This is a genomic window from Streptomyces sannanensis (genome assembly GCF_039536205.1).
Lineage (GTDB): Bacteria > Actinomycetota > Actinomycetes > Streptomycetales > Streptomycetaceae > Streptomyces > Streptomyces sannanensis.
The window spans coordinates 2,836,430-2,849,545 of sequence record NZ_BAAAYL010000001.1 but is presented as its reverse complement, the minus strand read 5'-3'; the positions used below and the strand labels follow the sequence as shown (position 1 = coordinate 2,849,545).

The 13,116-nt window shown below is 69.6% G+C and carries 10 protein-coding genes and 1 tRNA gene; 9 read left to right on the top strand and 2 right to left on the bottom strand.

Annotated features, from left to right (window positions below; translation table 11 throughout):
- From ABD858_RS13310 to ABD858_RS13280, 7 genes are all read left to right on the top strand, one after another.
- Nucleotides 1-621, top strand: a complete 621-nt coding sequence (locus ABD858_RS13310; protein ID WP_345036948.1) for a transglycosylase family protein — start codon at nt 1-3, stop codon at nt 619-621.
- A gap of 216 nt (nt 622-837) precedes the next feature.
- Nucleotides 838-2,127: a phosphopyruvate hydratase gene (gene eno, locus ABD858_RS13305; protein ID WP_345036946.1), complete on the top strand. Its 1,290-nt coding sequence runs from the start codon at nt 838-840 to the stop codon at nt 2,125-2,127.
- 242 nt (nt 2,128-2,369) lie between these two features.
- Nucleotides 2,370-2,855 carry an FtsB family cell division protein gene (locus tag ABD858_RS13300; RefSeq protein WP_345036943.1) on the top strand — a complete coding sequence of 162 codons (486 nt, stop codon included), beginning with the start codon at nt 2,370-2,372 and terminating at the stop codon, nt 2,853-2,855.
- A gap of 20 nt (nt 2,856-2,875) precedes the next feature.
- Nucleotides 2,876-3,427 carry a DUF501 domain-containing protein gene (locus tag ABD858_RS13295; protein WP_345036941.1) on the top strand — a complete coding sequence of 184 codons (552 nt, stop codon included), beginning with the start codon at nt 2,876-2,878 and terminating at the stop codon, nt 3,425-3,427.
- Nucleotides 3,424-4,389 (top strand): Ppx/GppA phosphatase family protein, encoded by a 966-nt coding sequence (locus ABD858_RS13290; protein WP_345036939.1) that lies wholly within the window; start codon nt 3,424-3,426, stop codon nt 4,387-4,389. Before ABD858_RS13295 ends, ABD858_RS13290 begins: the two co-directional genes overlap by 4 nt.
- Before the next feature lie 410 nt (nt 4,390-4,799).
- A complete protein-coding gene (locus ABD858_RS13285; protein ID WP_345036937.1) occupies nt 4,800-6,185 on the top strand; it encodes an NAD(P)/FAD-dependent oxidoreductase in 1,386 nt (461 codons plus the stop codon).
- A 229-nt stretch (nt 6,186-6,414) separates the two neighbouring features.
- Nucleotides 6,415-7,875 carry a class I SAM-dependent methyltransferase gene (locus ABD858_RS13280; protein ID WP_345036935.1) on the top strand — a complete coding sequence of 487 codons (1,461 nt, stop codon included), beginning with the start codon at nt 6,415-6,417 and terminating at the stop codon, nt 7,873-7,875.
- A gap of 140 nt (nt 7,876-8,015) precedes the next feature.
- Here ABD858_RS13280 and ABD858_RS13275 read toward each other — a convergent pair whose 3' ends face one another.
- Nucleotides 8,016-10,532, bottom strand: coding sequence for an ABC transporter permease (locus ABD858_RS13275; protein ID WP_345036932.1), 2,517 nt, complete (start codon nt 10,530-10,532; stop codon nt 8,016-8,018).
- Between the two features lie 186 nt (nt 10,533-10,718).
- Nucleotides 10,719-11,489 carry an ABC transporter ATP-binding protein gene (locus tag ABD858_RS13270; protein ID WP_345036930.1) on the bottom strand — a complete coding sequence of 257 codons (771 nt, stop codon included), beginning with the start codon at nt 11,487-11,489 and terminating at the stop codon, nt 10,719-10,721.
- Nucleotides 11,490-11,862: 373 nt separating this feature from the next.
- Here ABD858_RS13270 and ABD858_RS13265 point away from each other — a divergent pair.
- Together ABD858_RS13265 and ABD858_RS13260 are read left to right on the top strand one after the other, a co-directional pair.
- Nucleotides 11,863-11,945, top strand: a tRNA-Leu gene (locus ABD858_RS13265).
- Between the two features lie 107 nt (nt 11,946-12,052).
- Entirely contained in the window at nt 12,053-12,931 is an 879-nt protein-coding gene (locus tag ABD858_RS13260; protein ID WP_345036928.1) for a Bax inhibitor-1/YccA family protein, read from the top strand.
- Nucleotides 12,932-13,116 lie beyond the last annotated feature (185 nt).

Below are 13,116 nucleotides of genomic sequence, written 5' to 3'. Positions count from 1 at the left end.
ATGCTGCTTTCCGGCAAGGGCACGCGCCGTCATCCGTCCAAGGCCACCCGTATCGCCACGCTCGCCGGTGTCGCCGGTGTCGCCGTCGCCGCTCCACTCATGGCCACCGGCACGGCGAGCGCCGCGACCGCCTCCGAGTGGGACCGTGTCGCCCAGTGCGAGTCCGGTGGCAACTGGTCCATCAACACCGGCAACGGCTTCTACGGCGGCCTCCAGTTCACGAACTCCACCTGGGCCGCGTTCGGCGGCACCGCCTTCGCCCCGCGCGCCGACCTGGCCACCAAGAGCCAGCAGATCCTCATCGCCGAGAAGGTGCTCGCGGGTCAGGGCAAGGGCGCCTGGCCGGTCTGCGGTGTCGGCCTGTCGAGCACCCCGTACGCCGCCCCCGCCGCCGCCCCCGCCGCGAAGCCCGCTCCGAAGCCCGTCGAGCGCGCCTCCCGCAGCGAGGTCCGCACCGCTCCCGCCGGCGCCGTGTACACCGTGAAGTCGGGTGACACCCTGGCCACGATCGCCGAGGCGAACGGGGTCAAGGGCGGTTGGAAGAAGCTCTTCGAGCTGAACAAGAACACCGTCAAGGACGCCGACGTCATCTTCCCGGGCCAGAAGCTGCACCTGGCCTGAGCCTGAAGACCCCCGATCGCCCCGGTCCGGTACGTATTCCCCTGTACGTTCCGGACCGGGGCTTCTTTCCGCTTGACCTGAATTGCCTGCCTTTGGGCATCTTTTCGTCCCAGGAGGCGGGCACGGGCAGGCCGATGAGCGTGAGCCGGTTAGGCTCTTGCCGCAAGGCCACAGAGACCATGCGTTTCAAGCGTCACATCCCAGAAGGAGATGCTCGTGCCGTCCATCGACGTCGTCGTAGCCCGGGAAATCCTGGACTCCCGAGGCAACCCCACCGTCGAGGTCGAGGTCGGCCTCGACGACGGCAGCACCGGCCGTGCTGCCGTCCCGTCCGGTGCGTCCACCGGTGCGTTCGAGGCCCTTGAGCTCCGTGACGGTGACGCCAACCGCTACGGCGGCAAGGGTGTCGAGAAGGCCGTCCTCGCCGTCATCGAGCAGATCGGTCCGGAGCTCGTCGGCTACGACGCCACCGAGCAGCGCCTGATCGACCAGGCGATGTTCGACCTGGACGCCACCCCGGACAAGTCGTCCCTCGGCGCCAACGCCATCCTCGGTGTCTCCCTCGCCGTGGCCCACGCCGCCTCCGAGGCCTCGGACCTGCCGCTGTTCCGCTACCTCGGTGGCCCGAACGCGCACGTCCTGCCCGTCCCGATGATGAACATCCTCAACGGTGGTGCCCACGCGGACTCCAACGTCGACATCCAGGAGTTCATGATCGCCCCGATCGGCGCGGAGTCCTTCTCCGAGGCCCTGCGCTGGGGCGCGGAGATCTACCACGCGCTCAAGGGCGTCCTCAAGGAGCGCGGCCTGTCCACCGGCCTGGGCGACGAGGGCGGCTTCGCCCCGAACCTGGAGTCCAACCGTGCCGCCCTCGACCTGATCGTCGAGGCCATCAAGAAGGCCGGCTACCAGCCGGGCCAGGACATCGCGCTCGCGCTCGACGTCGCCGCCACCGAGTTCTACAAGGACGGCGTGTACGAGTTCGAGGGCAAGCAGCGCACCGCCGCCGAGATGAGCGCCTACTACGCCGAGCTCGTCGACGCGTACCCGCTGGTCTCCATCGAGGACCCGCTGAACGAGGAGGACTGGGAGGGCTGGAAGACCCTCACCGACCAGCTCGGTGACAAGGTTCAGCTCGTCGGCGACGACCTGTTCGTCACCAACCCGGAGCGCCTCGCCCGCGGCATCGAGACCGACACGGCCAACGCCCTGCTGGTCAAGGTGAACCAGATCGGCTCGCTGACCGAGACCCTGGACGCCGTCGAGCTGGCCCAGCGCAACGGCTTCAAGTGCATGATGTCCCACCGCTCCGGCGAGACCGAGGACACCACCATCGCCGACCTGGCCGTCGCCACCAACTGCGGCCAGATCAAGACCGGCGCCCCGGCCCGCTCGGACCGTGTCGCCAAGTACAACCAGCTGCTGCGCATCGAGGAGATCCTCGACGACGCCGCGGTGTACGCGGGCCGCTCCGCCTTCCCGCGGTTTCGCTCTGCGAACCAGTAAGCACAGCGCTCTGCGAACCAGTAAGCACAGCGCTCTGCGAACCAGTAAGCACAGCGCTCTGCGAACCAGTAAGCACAGCGCTCTGCGGAGTGAGAAGCGCAGCGCTCTGTGAATCTGTAAGCACAGTCGCTCTGCGGAGCAACCGGGCTGAGCCGGGCTGACAGCCCGCCAGATACGTACGTCCCCGGTCGCGGTCCCGTACCGTGTCCGGGGACGTACGTACGTAACAGGGGAGGCGAGCCATGGCCGGGAACCGGGACCGGTTCTCCACCGCGACCAGGCTGCGACTGTTCGGTGAGCAGACCGCCGCCCGCGTCTACCGCTCGCAGAACCGGCGTCAGGCCCGGCGCTCCCGGCTGACCGGCCGCGCGGCACTGCTCGCCCTGGTGGTCTGCACCCTGGTCGTCGCCCTGGCGTACCCGATGCGGCAGTACGTGTCGCAGCGCGCCGAGATCGCCGAGCAGGAGCGGCTGGCGGAACAGGAACGCGAGAAGGTCGAGAAGCTGCGGGACGAGAAGGCCCGCCTCCAGGACCCCGCCTACATCCGGCGGCTGGCCCGTGAGCATCTGCACTACGTCCTCCCCGGCGAGACCGGTTACACGGTCGCCGGCCCGGACGCGGCCGACGGGCGCCGCACCGACCGGGGCGCGGCGGACCGCCCCTGGTATTCGAACCTCTGGGACGGCGTCGACAAGGCCGACCGTCCGGCAGGCAGCAGCAAGCAGTAACTACTGACACGAAGGCACGCATGGAAGCCGCACCCCCGCCGACCCCGCACACCCCGCCGACCGACGCGGACATCGCCGCGTTCAAGGAGCAGCTGGGCCGCCCTCCGCGCGGCCTGCGCGCCATCGCGCACCGCTGTCCCTGCGGGCAGCCGGATGTGGTCGAGACGGCCCCCCGCCTGGAGGATGGCACGCCGTTCCCCACGCTCTACTACCTGACCTGTCCGCGGGCCGCCTCGGCGATCGGCACGCTGGAGGCGGAGGGCGTCATGAAGGAGATGACCGCCCGCCTGCAGACCGACCCGGAGCTGGCCGCGGCCTACCGTGCCGCGCACGAGGACTACATCCGGCGCCGGGACGAGATCGAGGTGCTGGAGGGCTTCCCGAGCGCGGGAGGCATGCCGGACCGGGTGAAGTGCCTGCACGTCCTGGTCGGACACTCGCTGGCCGCCGGCCCCGGCGTGAACCCGCTGGGCGACGAGGCGATCGCGATGCTCCCCGAGTGGTGGGCCAAGGGGCCCTGCGTCAGCCCGTGCGTCGACAAGCACGTCGACAAGAAGGAGGACGGCGAATGACCCGGGTCGCCGCCATCGACTGCGGTACGAACTCCATCCGCCTCCTCGTCGCCGACGCCGACCCGACGACCGGGAAGATCACCGACCTCGACCGCCGGATGCAGATCGTCCGGCTCGGCCAGGACGTGGACCGCACCGGTCGGCTGGCGCCCGAGGCGCTCGCCCGCACCTTCGCGGCCTGCCGCGAGTACGCCGCCGTCATCAAGGGGCTCGGCGTCGGGGATCCCCCCGCCGAGGGCAGGGGGAGGATCCGCTTCGTGGCGACCTCCGCTTCGCGCGACGCCGAGAACCGGGACGAGTTCGTCCGTGGGGTCATGGACATCCTCGGCGTCGAGCCGGAGGTGATCAGTGGTGACCGGGAGGCCGAGTTCTCCTTCATCGGCGCCACCAAGGAGCTGGCAGGGCGGCCCGATCTGACGCGGCCGTTCCTGGTCGTCGACATCGGCGGCGGTTCCACGGAGTTCGTGGTCGGCGAGGAGCACGTGCGGGCCGCGCGTTCGGTGGACGTCGGGTGCGTCCGCATGACGGAGCGTCATCTCGTGAGCGACGGAGTGGTCGCCGACCCGCCGTCCCCCGAGCAGATCGCCGCGATCCGCGCCGACGTCGACGCCGCGCTGGACCTGGCCGAGCGGACGGTGCCGCTGCGTGAGGCGCACACCCTGGTCGGCCTGGCCGGTTCGGTCACCACGGTGGCGGCGATCGCGCTGGGGCTCGACGAGTATGACTCCGAGGCGATCCACCACGCCCGTATCTCCTACGAGACCGTCGCCGAGGTCACCGGGAGGCTGCTGGCCTCCACCCACGCCGAGCGTGCGGCGATCTCCGTGATGCACCCGGGCCGGGTGGACGTCATCGGGGCCGGCGCGCTCGTACTGCTCGCGATCATGGAGCGGATCGGGGCCCGGGAGGTGGTCGTGAGCGAGCACGACATCCTCGATGGCATCGCCTGGTCGATCGCCTGACGGGCCCTCGACGGGGGCCCAGGTGTCCTTATGGGGCCTTTACGGGCCCCCGGCAGGCACACCGCGGAAAATGTTCGTGAATTACTTCACAAGGAAAAGGGCCTAGCTGGCCTCCAAAAGTGCCGCCGAAGGGGCCTTCGACCCCCCTTAAGTGCCCAACTGACCGCTGTCGTCCGCATTCCGGACACTCTCGAACGTGGCGACGGCGGGCGGAGCGGCTTCCCGTGACCCACTCCGGAACGGGCCATGGGGCCAGCTCAAGCGCCATTGGCAAGGGTCCACCGGTACCGCGGTTCCCGTTCGGCACCATGATCTCCGTCACGTGGGCGGCGGAGTGTAGCAGAGGGGTCCGAACGCCTTGTGAAGGGGCTCACGAGCACCCCCTCGGAGGGGGGTGGATACTCGATGGCATGAGCACCACGGAGCGTCCCAGGATCCTCGTAGTAGGCGGCGGGTACGTAGGCCTGTACGCAGCTCGGCGCGTCCTGAAGAAGATGCGTCACAGTGAGGCGACCGTCACGGTCGTCGACCCGCGCTCGTACATGACGTACCAGCCGTTCCTTCCCGAAGCCGCCGCCGGCAGCATCTCGCCCCGGCACGTCGTCGTCCCGCTGCGACGCGTGCTGCCCGGAGCCGAGGTCCTCACCGGCCGGGTCACCAGCATCGACCAGGACCGCAAGGTCGCCACCGTCGCGCCGCTCGTCGGCGAGGCCTACGAGCTGCCCTTCGACTACCTGGTGGTCGCGCTCGGCGCCGTCTCCCGTACCTTCCCGATCCCCGGCCTCGCCGAGCAGGGCATCGGCATGAAGGGCGTCGAGGAGGCCATCGGCCTGCGGAACCACGTCCTCGAGCAGCTCGACAAGGCTGATTCGACGACCGACGAGAACGTCCGCCGCAAGGCGCTCACGTTCGTCTTCGTGGGCGGCGGCTTCGCCGGCGCGGAGACCATCGGCGAGGTCGAGGACATGGCCCGCGACGCCGCGAAGTACTACACGAACGTGAAGCGCGAGGACATGCGCTTCATCCTGGTCGACGCCGCGGACAAGATCCTCCCCGAGGTCGGCCCGCAGCTCGGCAAGTGGGGCAAGGAGCACCTCGAGGGCCGCGGTATCGAGGTCTACCTCTCCACTTCCATGGACTCCTGCGTGGACGGCCACGTGGTGCTGAAGAACGGCCTCGAGGTCGACTCCAACACCATCGTGTGGACCGCCGGCGTGAAGCCCAACCCGGCGCTGGCCCGCTTCGGCCTGCCGCTCGGCCCGCGCGGTCACGTGGACGCCGAGCCGACCCTCCAGGTCAAGGGCACCGACTACATCTGGGCCGCGGGTGACAACGCCCAGGTCCCGGACATGGCCTCGCGCAGGGCCGGTGTCGAGAACGCCTGGTGCCCGCCGAACGCCCAGCACGCGCTGCGTCAGGCCAAGGTCCTCGGCGACAACGTCATCTCCGGTATGCGGGGCTTCCCGCAGAAGGAGTACAGCCACGCCAACAAGGGTGCGGTCGCCGGTCTCGGCCTGCACAAGGGCGTCGCGATGATCGTCATGGGCAAGATGAAGATCAAGCTCAAGGGCCGTCTCGCCTGGTACATGCACCGTGGCTACCACGGTCTGGCCGTGCCGACCTGGAACCGCAAGATCCGTGTCTTCGCCGACTGGACCCTGGCGATGATCCTGAAGCGTGAGGTCGTCTCCCTGGGTGCCCTGGAGACCCCGCGCGAGGAGTTCTACGAGGCCGCCAAGCCGGCTCCCGCGCCGGCCGCCAAGGCCGAGAAGTCGGAGAAGGCCAAGGCCTCCTGACCGGCTGTCGTACCCCGAAGGGGCCGCCTGCGATCCGTGGTGCAGGCGGCCCCTTCCTTTTGCCCGCGCCGCCGCGCGGTACCCCGACCGGCGGCACCGGGAGCGCACAACTCTGGCCCACGTGCCACTTTTGCCCCATTCTTACGCGGTGTTGGGACTGCATCCACGCACAGTCGTGTTTACGTGGTGAGGGACATTTCTGGGATACACCGTCACGGAGGTGTGCGCCATGGCCGATGCCGCAACGCGGCTCACCACTCTCGCCGAGGAACTGCTGGGGGCCCCGCTTCCGGTCCGCGTCCGCGCCTGGGACGGCAGCGAGTGCGGCCCTCCCGGCGCCGCCACTCTGGTCGTCCGTGACCGCCGCGCCCTGCGGCGGCTGCTGTGGAAGCCCGGTGAACTCGGTCTCGCCCGCGCCTGGGTGGCCGGCGAGCTCGATGTCGAGGGCGACCTCTACGCGCTGCTGGACCCGCTCGCGGGGCTGCTCTGGGAGCGCGGCCCCCGCCCCGGCCCCGGCTCCGAGGCGCGGGGCGCGATCCACGCCATGACCGACCCGCGGCTGCGTGCCGCCGTACGCGAGCTGGTGCGACTGGCGGGCCCCGGGCTGCCGCCCGCCCCGCCTCCCGAGGAGGTCCGGCGACGCACCGGCCGACTCCACACCAGGCATCGCGACCGGCAGGCCATCAGTCACCACTACGACGTGGGCAACGAGTTCTACGAGCTGGTCCTCGGCCCCTCCATGGTCTACTCCTGCGCCTACTGGGACGAGGGCAGCACCCTGGAGGACGCCCAGCGCGACAAGCTCGACCTGATCTGCCGCAAGCTCGCTCTCGAGGAGGGCGACCGGCTGCTCGACGTCGGCTGCGGCTGGGGCTCCATGGCCCTGCACGCGGCCCGCGAGTACGGTGCCCGGGTCGTCGGCATCACGCTGTCCGTCGAGCAGGCCGCGTACGCCCGCAAGCGCATCGCCGAGGAGGGCCTGACCGACCGGATCGAGATCCGCGTCCAGGACTACCGCGACGTCAGGGACGGCCCGTACGACGCGATTGCCTCCATCGGCATGGCCGAACACGTCGGCACGGAGCGCTACCGGGAGTACGCCGACAAGCTCTACACCCTTCTCAGGCCGGGCGGCCGGCTGCTCAACCACCAGATCGCCCGCCGCCCGGAGCGGGACGAAGCGGCCTACCGGGTGGACGACTTCATCGACGCCTACGTCTTCCCCGACGGCGAGCTGGCCCCCCTGGGCCGGACGCTCTCGCTGCTGGAGGAGGCGGGCTTCGAGGCCCGGGACGTCGAGGCGATCCGCGAGCACTACGCCCTGACCCTGCGCGGCTGGGTCGCCAACCTGGAGGCCGCCTGGCCCCGCGCGGCCCGCCTCACGGGCCCCGGCCGTGCCCGCGTCTGGCGCCTCTACATGGCGGCGTGCGCGGTCTCCTTCGAACGCGGCAGGATCGGCGTCAACCAGATCCTCGCGGTCCGCCCACCCGAGGACGGCACCTCCGGCATGCCGCTGCGCTCCCGCACCTGGAATACCCACGGCACCACCACCGCGCCAGGCGGCACGGCGTCCGGTCGACCCGAGGCGAAGCCCGCCGGAACCGCATCCGGCTCGTCCGGCCTCGAAGACGGCGGCACCACATCCAGCCCGTCCCTGGGGGCACCTCTGGGAGCACCCTGGGGGAGGTAGCCGAGGAGTTCGAGGGCGGACACTCCGGCCGACCCGACGGAGAACGGCAACTCCCCAGGCCCCCGTCAGAGGGAAGCCGAAGGGCCCGGCCCGCGACACGAGGTCGCGGGGCCGGGCCCCTGCGGGATGAGCCTGTGAGGCTACTCGGCCTTGATGGCCGCCAGCATGTTCAGCCGTGCGGCGCTCCTGGCCGGCCACAGCGCGGCCAGGATGCCCACCAGCCCGGACAGCAGCAGGAAGATGCCGATCCGGTCCCAGGGGATGACCAGCGCGTACCCCGGGATCGAGCTCTTGAACGTCTCGCCGATCGCCCAGGCGAGGAAGGAACCCAGCGCGATACCGACCACCGCGCCGAAGACCGCGATGACCACGGCCTCCAGACGGATCATGCGCTTCACCCTGCGGCGGTCCAGACCGATCGCCCGCAGCATGCCGATCTCCTGTCGCCGCTCGAAGACGGACATGGCCAGGGTGTTGATGACACCGAGCACCGCGATGATCAGAGCCATCGCCAGCAGTCCGTACATGATGTTCAGCAGCTGGTTGATCATGCCGCCGAAGGTGTTGCGGATGTCCTGCTGGTCCATCACGGCGATCGCCGGGTTCCGGCCGAGCGCGTTGACCAGGTCCTGCTCGTCGCCCGTCGTCTTCACGAAGATCTGCGGGATGTACGGCTTGACCTCATGCGGCGCCAGCAGCTCGCGGTCGGCCAGCACCGGCGCGACGAACTCGTTGTCCTTGAAGACCGCGCCGACCGTGAGCTCGGCCTTCTTCTGGTCCGGGTAGGTGACCGGCAGCGTGTCGCCGACCTTCCAGCCCTGCTTCTTCGCCATCTTCTCGGCGACCGCGATCTGTCCCTTGCCGAGGGTGTCCAGCGAACCGGACGCGGTCTCGAGGGTGAGGACCTTCTCGATGTCACCGGGGGTGACGCCGGAGACCGGCCTCGTCTCCCCCTTGAGTTCGAAGTACGAGGACTGCTGCGGCGAGACCGCGGTGACACCCTTGGCCTTCTCCAGTGCGGCCAGCGCGGACGGGTCGAGCCCGTCACCGCTGGGCATGCTGAGCATGTAGTCGGCCTTGATGTTGTCCGTGATCGACTTGTCCAGCGCGGAGCCCACGGTCACACCGAGCACCGAGAGACCGGTGACCAGGGTCAGCCCGATGGCCAGTGCGGATGCCGTGGCGCCGGTGCGGCGCGGGTTGCGGACCGCGTTCTGGCTCGCCAGCTTGCCGGAGACGCTGAACACCCGGGACAGCAGTGGGCGTACGACCGCGACGGCAGGCCGGGACAGCAGCGGGATCAGCACGATCACGCCGATCAGGGCGAAGAACGCGCCCGCGCCGATGAGCAGTCGGCCGGAGTCGGCGCCGACCGCCGCGCCACCGAGAATCCCGGCCAGGCCGAGCAGGGTGATGATGCCGCCGATGGTGTTGCGCAGGACCAGCGACTTGGTGGTCGCCACCGCGTGGACGCTGCTCATCGCCGCCACCGGCGGGATCTTCGCGGCCCGGCGGCCGGGCAGCCACGCGGCCAGCACGGTGACCAGTACGCCGACGGCCAGGGAGGCGATGACCGGCGTGGACGAGACGACCAGCGGACCGTCGGGCATCTTCGCGCCGAACGAGCCCATCGCCGAACGCAGTCCGATCGCGAGCCCGAGGCCGAGGACGAAGCCGACCATGGAGGCGACGACGCCGACGACCATGGCCTCGGTGAGGACCGAGCGGGTGATCTGGCGGCGAGAGGCACCGACTGCGCGCATCAGCGCGAGCTCCTTGGTGCGCTGGGCGACCAGCATGGTGAAGGTGTTGGAGATGAGGAAGACACCGACGAAGAGCGCTATGGCGGCGAAGGCCAGCAGCACCTGGTTGAGGGCACCGAGGCCGCTCTCGATGTCCGCGGCCTGCTCATCGGCCAGGTCCTGGCCGGTCTTCGCCTCGGCGTTGTCCGGCAGCAGCGGCTTCACCTCGGCGAGGATCTTCGCGTCGTCGGTGCCGGGGGTGGCGGTGACGGAGAAGCTCTGGTAAAAGCCGGGCTTGAGGAACATCTGCTGCGCGACCGGGGTCCGGAACAGCACCAGGCTGCCGCCGGCGTTCACCGCGCCGTCCTCGGTGGTGAAGACACCGGAGAGGGTGTACTCCTTCACCGGGCCGTTGGTGGCGACCCGCACCCGGTCACCGACCTGGTACTTGCCCTTGGTGGCGGTCTCCTTGTCGAGGGCGATCTGGTCGTCCGCGGCCGGTCCGGATCCGTCGGTGAAGTCGTACTGGGAGTCCTTGCCGTCCTTGCCGGGCGCGAAGTTGGCGCCCGTGTTGGACCAGCCGTTGCCGATCAGCTTGCCGTCCTGGTCGGCGACCCCGGCGAAGCCGTCCACACGGCCGGTCACAGCGGCGACGCCGTCCAGGCGGGAGATCCTGTCGAGCATCTGCTGGTTCAGACCGGGCTGGTCCTCGGGGTCGTTCTCGTTGTAGTGCGAGGTGACGGCCACCGCGACATCGTCGTAGCTCTTGGCCGACTGATTGCGGAAGGCGTTGCCGAGGGTGTCGGTGAAGACGAGGGTGCCGGAGACGAAGGCCACGCCGAGCATGACGGCGAGCACGGTCATCAGCAGCCTGGCCTTGTGCGCCAGCACATTGCGCAGGGCGGTTCGGAACATTTCCTGTCCTGGTGAGGGAGAGGCCCGGAGACATGGCGGGCAGGCAGGGGAGACCCTGCCCGGGACCGGACATGGGGGGCGTCGGAAGTACGGAGGGGGCGTCACGGCCCCGGGGCGTGCCCGGGGCCGGAGCCCGGAGGGGGCGGGCGGTAGCCCTTCAGCGGGATGCCGCAGGCGGCAGCCGCCTCAGCTCGTGCGGCCCTTCGCGTCGAAGTCCTTCATCCGGTCGAGCACCCTGTCGGCCGTCGGGCTCAGCATCTCGTCGACGATCCGTCCGTCCGCAAGGAAGATCACACGGTCGGCGTAGGAGGCGGCCACCGGGTCGTGCGTCACCATGACGACGGTCTGGCCCATCTCTCGTACGGAATTACGAAGGAAGCCCAGCACCTCGGCGCCCGACCGCGAGTCGAGGTTTCCGGTCGGCTCGTCACCGAAGATGATGTCCGGGCGTCCGGCCAGGGCACGGGCCACCGCCACGCGCTGCTGCTGGCCGCCGGAGAGCTGGGACGGGCGGTGGCTGAGGCGGTCGGACAGGCCCACCATGTCGATCACGTTGTTGAGCCACTGCTTGTCGGGCTTGCGGCCCGCGATGTCCATGGGGAGGGTGATGTTCTCCAGCGCCGTCAGCGTCGGCAGCAGGTTGAACGCCTGGAAGATGAAGCCGATCTTGTCCCGGCGCAGCTGGGTGAGCTGCTTGTCCTTGAGCGAGCCGAGCTCGGTGTCGCCGATGCGTACGGAGCCGCTGCTGAAGTTGTCCAGACCGGCGACGCAGTGCATCAGCGTCGACTTGCCGGAGCCGGAGGGGCCCATGATCGCGGTGAACTCGCCCTGCACGAAGTCCACGCTGACCCGGTCCAGAGCGACCACCTGGGTTTCGCCCTGCCCGTAGACCTTGCTCAGCTCAACGGCACGGGCGGCCACCGCAGTGGCGCGGGAAGCGGTGGAGATGGTGGTCACAGGTCACTCCTGTCGGACGGTCGTTCGGGACGGTTCCATCCTGGCGGCTCGCCGAGCACGGATCGTCAGCCCCCGTGCCCGTTCTCGGGGCCGTCTTGAGTCGGACGGCCGTCACCGCCGCTCATCCCTGGGTATGACGGCGTCCCTGAGGCCTTTCCCGCGCAAGGCCGTGGCCGGGTGGGCGAGTTTCCGTCATTTTGGTGCGAGCGCCGAGCCGCCCGACAGACGCCTCCGGCATGTGCCTCAGCGGTGTGACCGGACCTGACGGTCACTCAAGCGTCAATAAAATAAGACAACATCGAGCTGTCGTTCCGCTGTTCGGGGGGGACGTCTATGGATAGGGTCGGGATGCGAACGCGGAGCCGCGCGCGTTGCCCGGATGGTGGAAAGCAGACACGGCGAGCTTAAACCTCGCTGCCCCTCGGGGGCGTACCGGTTCGAGTCCGGTTCCGGGCACTCCCCTCGGGCTGGCGGGAAAGATCCTCCCCAAGCACGAGGGTGGTTTTTTTGCGTCCGCATTACCATTGCTCCAAGGCCGCGCACGGTGGCCATGGAGGAGTGAAATGAGGAGCAGCAACCCGGTCTTCTCGCGACGAGGGTTCAGCCGCGACAACAGCGGCTATGCGGGCTTCGACGCCGCGCCACAGGCCGGGGGCCCCGCCGCAGGAACGAACCCGTACGCGACCAACCCGTACGCGACCAACCCGTACGCCCAGGACGTCTCCGTGGGCGCCCCGGCGCAGGCACCCGCCCGCACCGGCGCCATGACGATGGATGATGTCGTCGCCCGCACGGCCGTGACGCTGGGCACCGTCGTGCTCGGTGCCATCGCGGCCTGGTGGCTGCTGCCGGTCGACCCGGCGAACCTCGGCAAGTCGTACGCCGTTGCCGTCGGCGCCGGCCTGGTGGCGTTCGTTCTGGGGCTCGTGCAGTCCTTCAAGCGCAAGGCCTCGCCCGCGCTGATCCTGGCGTACGCGGCCTTCGAGGGTGTCTTCCTCGGCGTGGTGTCGAGCGTCGTCAGCACCTACGTCGCTCCGGGCGCGGTACCCCAGGCGGTTCTGGGCACGATGGCGGTCTTCGCCGGTGTCCTCATCGCGTACAAGACCCGGCTCATCCGGGTGACCCGCCGCTTCTACGGCTTCGTGATGGCGGCCGCGATCGGCTTCATGCTGCTGATGCTGGTGAACATGCTGGTCGCGGTCTTCGCCGGCGGCGACGGTCTGGGCCTGCGCAGCGGCGGCCTCGGCATCCTCTTCGGCATCGTCGGTGTGGTGCTCGGTGCCTGCTTCCTGGCCCTCGACTTCAAGCAGGTCGAGGACGGTGTGGCGTACGGCGCTCCGCGTGAGGAGTCCTGGCTGGCGGCCTTCGGCCTCACCATGACGCTGGTGTGGATCTACATGGAGATGCTGCGCCTGGTGCAGCTCCTGCAGGGCGACGACTGACGCCCGTAGCGACTCGTATGAAGGGCCCGTCCGGAAGCGTTCCGGGCGGGCCCTTCGCCATCGGTCGGGGTCGTACGTCAAGCGCTGTGGACGGAAAGGTCTGCCGGGAAGCTTCGCGGCTCCCCCAGCTACCTCCCCCAGCGGTAGCTGGGGGAGGTAGCTGGGGGAGCGTCGCGAGCCGGTGA